6 protein-coding genes and 1 pseudogene are annotated in these 8,914 nt (G+C 45.5%); 3 read left to right on the top strand and 4 right to left on the bottom strand.

Going from position 1 to position 8,914, the window contains the following annotated elements; genetic code table 11:
- A pseudogene (locus tag F6K37_RS24985) lies at positions 1-328 on the top strand (hypothetical protein); the annotation flags it as partial.
- 147 nt (positions 329-475) lie between these two features.
- Here F6K37_RS24985 and F6K37_RS24980 read toward each other — a convergent pair.
- Positions 476-1,612 (bottom strand): endonuclease/exonuclease/phosphatase family protein, encoded by a 1,137-nt coding sequence (locus tag F6K37_RS24980; protein ID WP_287252865.1) that lies wholly within the window; start codon positions 1,610-1,612, stop codon positions 476-478.
- A gap of 181 nt (positions 1,613-1,793) precedes the next feature.
- Between F6K37_RS24980 and F6K37_RS24975 the strand changes: the two genes are divergently transcribed.
- Positions 1,794-1,955: a hypothetical protein gene (locus tag F6K37_RS24975; RefSeq protein WP_154659976.1), complete on the top strand. Its 162-nt coding sequence runs from the start codon at positions 1,794-1,796 to the stop codon at positions 1,953-1,955.
- Here F6K37_RS24975 and F6K37_RS24970 read toward each other — a convergent pair.
- Both F6K37_RS24970 and F6K37_RS24965 read right to left on the bottom strand, forming a co-directional pair.
- Positions 1,927-3,078, bottom strand: a complete 1,152-nt coding sequence (locus tag F6K37_RS24970) for a SpoIID/LytB domain-containing protein (protein WP_502887774.1) — start codon at positions 3,076-3,078, stop codon at positions 1,927-1,929. The genes F6K37_RS24975 and F6K37_RS24970 overlap by 29 nt on opposite strands.
- A gap of 85 nt (positions 3,079-3,163) precedes the next feature.
- Entirely contained in the window at positions 3,164-3,919 is a 756-nt protein-coding gene (locus F6K37_RS24965) for a 5'-methylthioadenosine/S-adenosylhomocysteine nucleosidase family protein (protein ID WP_287252860.1), read from the bottom strand.
- A gap of 59 nt (positions 3,920-3,978) precedes the next feature.
- Here F6K37_RS24965 and F6K37_RS24960 point away from each other — a divergent pair, with 59 nt between their 5' ends.
- Entirely contained in the window at positions 3,979-8,109 is a 4,131-nt protein-coding gene (locus F6K37_RS24960) for a CHAT domain-containing protein (RefSeq protein WP_287252858.1), read from the top strand.
- Positions 8,110-8,497: 388 nt separating this feature from the next.
- Here F6K37_RS24960 and F6K37_RS24955 read toward each other — a convergent pair whose 3' ends face one another.
- Complete coding sequence (locus tag F6K37_RS24955; RefSeq protein WP_287252854.1) at positions 8,498-8,689, bottom strand: hypothetical protein; 192 nt, start codon at positions 8,687-8,689, stop codon at positions 8,498-8,500.
- Between the last annotated feature and the right edge of the window lie 225 nt (positions 8,690-8,914).

Here is an 8,914-nt window from a genome sequence, read left to right as displayed (position 1 = left end):
TCTGTTATTGGCTTATGGCGTAGGATTCTTGGCCATACCGTTGCTTCGATATTTCTGGGTTCAGTGGAAAAAGAACCAGATTGAAGCTCAGAATCAAGAACGGCAGGAAAATGCGATCGCACTTAATAACGCTGATCAGGCTTTACAGAACAAGATTGCCTATGCGGAACAGTTTGCCGCTCAAAATGTGATTCGGGAAGAAGATTTGGTTTATAGCAGTGAGAAGGATTTATTGGATCAGGATATCGAAAGGAAAGATCAAATTGATGGGGAGTGGGAACAGCGTTTAGAGTTAGGAGCTACTCAGAATCTTGATATAAATCACTAATTACTAAGCAGACAGCCGTCAGCCGTCAGCTGTCAGTGGTCAGCTGTCAGTGGTCAGCTTTGTGGCACAGGCTTTGGCCTTGGCCTTTTGGCCTTTTGGCCACGCTACGCGAACGGCCACGCTGTGCGAACGAGGCGGTGACGTAACTCAGATTTGATTCAAAATCTGACTTCTAACTTCTGACTTCTGACTTCTAACTTCTAACTTCTGACTTCTAACTTCTGACTTCTGACTTCTGACTTCTGACTTCTGACTTGCCCGTAGCGCTATATCAGTAATTACCGGGAGATGATCTGAACCAAGATCAGGGCCAGTTCTCATCTTGATCACCTTAACATCTGGACTGACTAAACAGTGGTCTACAGGAATAGCTAACCAAGGGTTGGCTGGTGAAAATTTTGATAAAGTTGGTAGAATCCCAAACCCAGCACGAGCGTCACGCAATCCCGAACTTTCAATTAGACTTTTATAGTAGGGTGACCACATCGTAACGTTTAAATCACCAATTAGCACCACTGGTTTTTCAATTTGTCTGATATAATCCCCAATCTCTTCTTCTAAATCTTGATTGCGCCACTGCCAACCTTGCTTTTCCAAATCATCTTGCTTGCCAAAATCCCCTTGGTTTCCAAAATCCTCTTGCTTTCCAAAATAAAATTGTGGATAGGAGTGAGTAACAATGACTGAAGCGTCTGCCCCAGCAATGCTTAAATCTAATTTGACCAGACCACGATATTTTCCGTATTCCAGAATTTCTGATTCTTGTAATGGTAAACGACTGTATACTTCAATCTGAAGTTCTGGAATACTGATATTATAGGGTAAAACCTCTCTTAAAGCTTCTAATTGTTTAGGCCAAGGGTCTTTAGCTTCTAAAAAAGCAGCAATAGTCGGCTTTTCTTCTTTCACCAGAGCAATAGCATCACCATACTGGGTATTGGAAAACGAGACATTGAACAGAAACAGACCCATGGGTTCACCGGAAGCGCCAAAGCTTAGTTTAGGTATATACCAAGGAATGATTTCTGTCAAGTTAATTAATAAGCAAAATAACGTGACTATCAACCAAAGTTTACGGCGAGTTAGGGCAAAATAACTTAATGGTAACGCCCCTAATACCAGATATTGATGTTTAAAATTAGTAGTTAATTCTAAGTAGATGTTATCTCTAAAAAAATAGCTAGTTATGGAGAGTAAGGTAACAACAATAGTTAAGATTATGAATAGTGATAAAATCCAGTTGTTTAATACCTTAACTAATGGATTATAATTTGAGTTAGTCATAAAGTAGATAGCCGTTTTAAATAGGGTGAGTTACGAAAGTTGTGGATTGTAGGGAACAGGGAACTCAGAGGATATCTGAAAAGTTTTTTGATACTGAATTTTGCCCCCCTGACCCCCCAACTTTGGGGGAAGAGTCAATTTGCTTCTAAAAGTCCCCCAGAATTGGGGGACCAACGGGGGCTTGGATGTAGCAAATGAGACTTCTCAGACAACCTCTCAGAAGTTTCGTGATCTGAAGTTATCTACTCCCTACTCCCTACTCCCTACTCCCTATTCCCTATTCCCAGATCCGCTGTTCCCTTTGCTATTTGATATCAATCCATCTGGGATAGTTGAGCACTAGAATAATAGTGACTCAAAATTTGTAGGTAATTCAATCCCCGACGGGATAAGTTGTAGGCTCCCCACTGACTTAACCCCAATCCGTGACCATAACCACGACCGTTGAATTGGAAACCATTTTCGGTTTTAGACACCGTAAACAGCCTACTTTTCAGACCTAGGATTTTGCGTAATTCCTTGCCCTTAATAGTCTTTGTATTCCTACTGCCTTCTACTTTAAGAGTGATCACCCTGCCTCGGGGTGTCCTCTCCACTGGGGTCATGGCGATAATATTACCAACACCAGGAATCTTCTGGCTCAGTTGACTAGCAGAAAAGGTTTTTGTCCACTGGTAGACTGGTGTGCCCTGATCGTAATCAGGTACACCCTGTAGGTAAGGAATGGGTTCACTCCACCAAATATCTTCTACATTTTCTGTATGTCCTCCAGAGGCAGCATGGAAAACAGCCAGAATCACTTTATTACCATACGTCATTATCTGTCCCGCTGTGGCATTAACCGCTTGATGGGTGGTTACTGTTTCGCTATTTAGACCTTTGTAAACTTGCCAACGCTGGGTATCCCCCACATCATAGATATCACTCTTGGATTTGCTCCGCTGATGGAGCACATAGGAACGAGCCGCTACTGCTTGGGCTTTCAAGGCTTCTATCGGCCAACTGGGACTCATTTCTGCACCAATCACACTATAGAGATAGTGTTCTAAATCAACATGGTTGACTGCTGTTAACTTATTGTCAGAACTAACCAGTCGAGTGCGTCCCCGGTACCAGCGATCGCCTATCCAAACATAACCATTGTCTTTCGGTTCAATCCAGAGGGATTTCCCTTGCCACTGACCTAACTTGATCCCACTACCGTTAGTTTCCGCAGTCATACCTGCCATGGCTTTTAAGTCTCCCACGGCTTGACCTGTCCCATCTCGGACAATGGCTGTGGTGGAACTCCCCAAGGTTACCTGTTTGACTCCCTGCTCAACCGCTACCCGCAGTTCTAGCGCTGCCTGAACTGGTGCGATTAGAACCATCCACAATAAAAAAGAGAGCCACCAATGACGCCCTCCTAGAACAATGATTGACTTGAGCATAGATACAATAAAGATGGGAAAGCCTTTTGATGCCATATTCACTAATTACTGATTACTTATACGAAGACGAATCTTATTTTCCTGATTAACAGCGATTCAATCTTACTCCCAGTTGTTCCAATCAGGCTTCTGTTGTTGAGGCTTGACGGTTAGAGAAAAGTCTAATACTTAATTCCTCTAAGACTTTCAACCCTCGTAGGGAACCTCGAATTAGTCTAGTAGCTGCTATTGGTTGCTTTAGCATACCCATGGCTAAGGGCAAGGGTTTCAGTGACCCATCAGCACTAATCGCTGGGGTGAGGTCTGGGATATTGTAGTTGCTATCATCACTAATTACTCTTACCATTGCTACAGCAAATCCTTTGGGATTAAGTACCGATAGGGTAGCAAATCCTTCCATATCAACTACATCAGCTTGGTAGCTCTGACCCAGTTGACGCTTTTCTAAGCTAGAGCAAATTATGCGATCGCTACTCAATCCTCTGACTAAATTAGCCTTGTTGCCCAGTTGCTGCTGAACTAAGCTAGTCAGTTGGCTACAGCACTGTTGCACCAGTGGTTCAGGTCTATCTTGGTTTCGCTGGATAGCAACACAATCGTTATACACAACAATATCACCAACGGAATAGTTAGGAGATAAGCTGCCACACAATCCCATCAGTAGTACTTTAGGTGGGGAGTGCTCAGGAAAATTTGTGGTGGTTTGTAACCATGTTTCTAGATACTTAGTTACAGGCTCTTCTCCTATCGGAATAGATAGAATCAGAGGTAATGGACGACCAGTAATCTGCTTGATTCCTCGACAAATTGCTTGATATTCTGCTCCTTGGGGAGCAAGAATGATCGTGACCGGAATAGTTGCTTGGCAAAGGTTCATAATTTAGGAAAGGCAACAGGGAACAGGGAATAGGGAATTAATTCTGTGTAGGTGCTTCTATGAGTTTAAATAAACCAAAACGGCCAACAATTTGGGCAACAGCTCTAGTTAGTTTGATCTCAGTAGGACTAATTACGCCCCAGGCCACTGTGGGACAAACTACCATTACCCAACAACAGGAGTCAGCACAAGAACAACTAACCAAAGCTAAGCAACTGACTCAACAAGTCATTGATCTTAATGAGCAAGGGAAATACTCCGAAGCGATTCCCCTCGCCCAGGAAGCTTTGAGGATTCGACAGCAAGTGCTCGGTGAAGAACACGCAGATGTGGCAGAAAGCCTGAATAATCTGGCGGAACTCTATCGTGAAATAGGAAAGTACGAACAAGCTGAACCCTTGTTAACCGACGCCTTGGAGATGAGAAGACGGTTGCTGGGGGATGAACACCCAGATGTGGCAGAAAGCCTGAATAATCTCGCGGTACTTTACCAATCCATGGGAAGCTACGAACAAGCTGAACCCTTGTTAACCGACGCCTTGGAGATGAGAAGACGGTTGCTGGGGGATGAACACCCAGATGTGGCAGAAAGCCTGAATAATCTAGCTTTACTTTACCAATCCATGGGAAGCTACGAACAAGCTGAACCCTTGTATATCCAAGGGTTGGAGATGAGAAGACGGTTGCTGGGGGATGAACACCGAGATCTGGCAGAAAGCCTGAATAATCTGGCGGGACTCTATCGATCCATGGGAAGGTATCAACAGGCAGAACCCTTGTATACCGAAGCCTTGGAGATGAACAGACGGTTGCTGGGGAACGAACACCCATCTGTGGCATCAAGCCTCAATAATCTGGCTTTACTCTACCAATCCATGGGAAGGTATCAACAGGCGGAACCCTTGTTAACCCAAGCCTTGGAAATGTGGAGACAGTTGCTGGGTAACGAACACCCAAATGTGGCAATTAGCATCAATAATCTGGCGGCACTCTACCAAGCTATGGGAAGGTACCAACAGGCCGAACCCTTGTTAACCGAAGCCTTGGAGATGACGAGACGGTTGCTGGGGGACGAACACCCTGATGTGGCAATTAGCATCAATAATCTGGCTTTACTCTACCAATCCATGGGAAGGTACCAACAGGCCGAACCCTTGTATACCCAAGCCTTGGAGATGTATAGACGGTTGCTGGGGCAGGAACACCCTGATGTGGCAAAAATTCTCAATAATCTGGCTTTACTCTACCAATCAATGGGAAGATACCAACAGGCGGAACCCTTGTATACCCAAGCCTTGGAGATGTATAGACGGTTGCTGGGGCAGGAACACCCTGATGTGGCTACCAGCCTCAATAATCTGGCGGCACTCTACCAATTAATGGGAAGGTACCAACAGGCCGAACCCTTGTATAGCCAAGCCTTGGAGATGAACAGACGGTTACTGGGTAAAGAACACCCAGATGTGGCAAAAAGCCTCAATAATCTGGCTTTACTCTACCAATTAATGGGAAGGTACCAACAGGCGGAACCCTTGTATACTCAAGCATTGGAGATGTATAGACGGTTGCTGGGGGACGAACACCCTGATGTGGCTACCAGCCTCAATAATCTGGCGGCACTCTACCAATTAATGGGAAGATACCAACAGGCGGAATCCTTGTATACTCAAGCATTGGAGATGTGGAGACGGTTACTGGGGAACCAACACCCTGATCTCGCAAAAAGCCTCAATAATCTGGCGTTCCTCTACCAATTAATGGGAAGGTACCAACAGGCCGAACCCTTGTTAACCCAAGCCTTGGAGATGTGGAGACGGTTACTGGGTAAAGAACACCCAAATGTGGCAACCAGCCTGAATAATCTGGCTTTACTCTACCAATCAATGGGAAGATACCAACAGGCGGAACCTTTGTATACCCAATCCTTGGAGATGAACAGACGGTTACTGGGGCAGGAACACCCAGATGTGGCAAAAAGCCTCAATAATCTGGCGGCACTCTACCAATTAATGGGAAGGTACCAACAGGCTGAACCCTTGTATACCCAAGCCTTGGAGATGTGGAGACTGTTACTGGGTAAAGAACACCCAGATGTGGCAAAAAGTCTCAATAATCTGGCTTTACTCTACCAATCCATGGGAAGGTACCAACAGGCGGAACCCTTGTATACCGAATCCTTGGAGATGTATAGACGGTTGCTGGGGGACGAACACCCTGATGTGGCAGCCAGCCTCAATAATCTGGCGGGACTCTACCAATCCATGGGAAGATACCAACAGGCGGAACCCTTGTATACTCAAGCTTTGGAGATGTATAGACGGTTGCTGGGGGATGAACACCCAGATGTGGCATTAAGCCTCAATAATCTAGCGGCACTCTACCAAGCTATGGGAAGGTACCAACAGGCGGAACCCTTGTATACCCAATCTTTGAAGATGTGGAGACGGTTGCTGGGCAAGGAACACCCATCTGTGGCTACCAACCTCAATAATTTAGCTATTTTACATCACAGTCAAGGAAACATTGAGCAAGCCCTAGAGTTTCTCGAAGCAGGATTAGACATCCAAGAACTCAATCTAGAACGTAATCTGGTCGCTGGTGCTGAAAAGCAAAAACGAGACTACATCAAAACTATTTCTGGCACAAGAGATAGAGCTATTTCTCTACACCATTACTCAGCTCCTGATGATGAAAGAGCAGCTGGTCTAGCGTTAACAACTATCCTACGTCGAAAAGGTCGTTTACTCGATTTCTTGACCCATAGTCAGCAACTGTTGCGTAAACGCTTAGATTTCCAAAGCCAAAAATTACTAGACCAACTAAACAATACTCGCACCCAACTTGCTAACCTGACCTACAACCGACCAGAGAATCTTCCCCTTGAAGAATATCGTAATCAACTCGATGAATTAACTAATCAGGAACAGCAACTAGTCGCAAAAATTAGTCGGCGCAGTCGTGAATTTGCCCAAATCAATCAACCAGTCACCATCGAAACTATTCAACAACTGATTCCATTGGATACGGCACTGGTAGAATTTGTAGAGTACAAACCCTACAATCCCCAAAAGAGTAGCTTTGGTAATCCCCGTTATGCCGCCTATGTACTCCGTTCTCAAGGCGCACCCCAAGGCATTGATTTAGGGGAAGTAGATGGGTTGAAACCTCTGTGGGAGATACTTGAATTATCCCTTCAAACCGTATATCTTCCCACCCCTAAGGTAAAACAAGCAGCCCGCAATGTGGATCAGAAGCTGATGGCGAAAGTCCGTCCTTTGTTGGGAGATAGCCGCAGGATTTTACTGTCTCCAGACGGCTACCTCAACCTGATCCCCTTTGAAGCTTTAGTAGATGAAGACAACCGGTATTTAGTAGAAAGCTATGGTTTTACTTACCTCACTTCCGGTAGGGATTTACTGAGATTATCCAATCCTAATCCCAAGCTCACCCAACCAGTACTTTTGGGAGCACCAGATTTTGAGAATTCCGCTCAAACTACTGCCCTTGGGGAGGAAAACCAGATAGTAGCAACTCGCAGCTTACGTCAATTCAATCCTTCCGAGTTGAGCTTATCCCCTTTACCTGGTGCTCTTGAGGAAGTAAATGCGATCGCAAAGATGCTGGGTGTAGAGCCGTTGTTGGGTGCTGAAGCTAATGAAGCAGCATTAAAACAGGTTACTCGTCCGAGAATACTACATATTGCTACCCATGGTTTCTTCCAAGAAAGACCTGATTCGGAAGAGTTTACGTCAGGGGATAATGCCTTACTTAGCTCAGGGTTAGCATTAGCAGGAATTAACAACAACCAGCCAGACAATGATCTAGAAGATGGCATCTTTACAGCCTTAGAAGCAACGGGATTAAATTTATCAGGTACAAAGCTAGTGGTGTTATCAGCTTGTAATACTGGCTTAGGCAATATCAGTGCTGGAGAAGGAATCTATGGGTTGCGTCGAGCGTTGGTAATTGCCGGATCAGAAAGCCAAGTCATTAGTTTGTGGAACGTGGATGATCAGATGACGAAGTATCTAATGGTGTCTTATTATCAAGGATTGCAGGATAACCAAGGGCGTTCTGAGGCTTTGCGAAGGATTCAGTTGCAAATGCTAGGAAGTCCAGAGTATCAGCATCCCATTTATTGGGCGAGTTTTATTCCTTCTGGTAATTGGCGTTCTATGGGTGGAGAGTAGGGAATCGGGAGTCGGGAATCGGGAGTCGGGAATCGGGAGTCGGGAGTCGGGGTAAGTATTGAGCAATCAGCTGTCAGCAGTCAGCTTGATGAATCCTGACAGCGAACCCTTGGCTGGTGCGTTACGGTGCGGGCTATCCCAACACTGGCTACGAGGTTTAACATCAGAGCAAGCCCGCCCCTAACACACCCTACACTACTCCCGGTCATCCCTTGGCTGGTGCGTTACGGTGCGGGCTATCCCAACACTGGCTACGAGGTTCAACATCACGGCAAGCCCGCCCCTAACACACCCTACGCTACTAACCTTGGCCAATAGGCCACGCTACGCGAACAACCTTCAACCTTCAACCCTCTAACCTTCAACCATTCCCTACTCCTGGTCAACCCTACGATTCTTCACCGATAGGCTCACCTAAATCAAAAACAATCACGAATTTAGCATCCGGCATCAGCCTTTTCAGAGCTTGCATATGGCCCTCCGCATTGGAACGGTTGCGGAACCGACGAACAACAACCCGTTGCATCTTGGGCAACAGGCGAACGATTGCCCACGGATGTAGGCGATTTGCATAAGTCATAATAAATCAGGTCTTCTTTTATAGGGGATTCAAAGCCAGCCCGGTGACTGTGGTAAATCTTGAGGCTGGCTTTTGTCATGGCACATTGCTAGTGTTTTATGATTGGGTAAATCGGCAAGATTACTCTCGCTTCGTCCCCTTGGCACCGTGCGAACAAGTCTCCAAGTACACGGCGCGACCAATTCCAATTAACTCACTTTTCATTGCTACTTATTTCTCCTTCTT

The organism is Moorena sp. SIO4E2, assembly GCF_010671945.1.
GTDB classification, from domain to species: Bacteria; Cyanobacteriota; Cyanobacteriia; order Cyanobacteriales; family Coleofasciculaceae; genus Moorena; species Moorena producens.
Note: the sequence above shows the minus strand (reverse complement) of the source record. Positions and strands in the feature narration are given on the sequence as shown.

What these genes read in the sequence shown, in the direction of transcription:
- F6K37_RS24980 (WP_287252865.1), bottom strand. Translation starts at nt 1,612, where the DNA reads ATGACTAACTCAAATTATAATCCATTAGTTAAGGTATTAAACAACTGG.
- F6K37_RS24970 (WP_502887774.1), bottom strand. Translation starts at nt 3,078, where the DNA reads ATGGCATCAAAAGGCTTTCCCATCTTTATTGTATCTATGCTCAAGTCA.
- F6K37_RS24965 (WP_287252860.1), bottom strand. Translation starts at nt 3,919, where the DNA reads ATGAACCTTTGCCAAGCAACTATTCCGGTCACGATCATTCTTGCTCCC.
- F6K37_RS24960 (WP_287252858.1), top strand. Translation starts at nt 3,979, where the DNA reads ATGAGTTTAAATAAACCAAAACGGCCAACAATTTGGGCAACAGCTCTA.
- F6K37_RS24955 (WP_287252854.1), bottom strand. Translation starts at nt 8,689, where the DNA reads ATGACTTATGCAAATCGCCTACATCCGTGGGCAATCGTTCGCCTGTTG.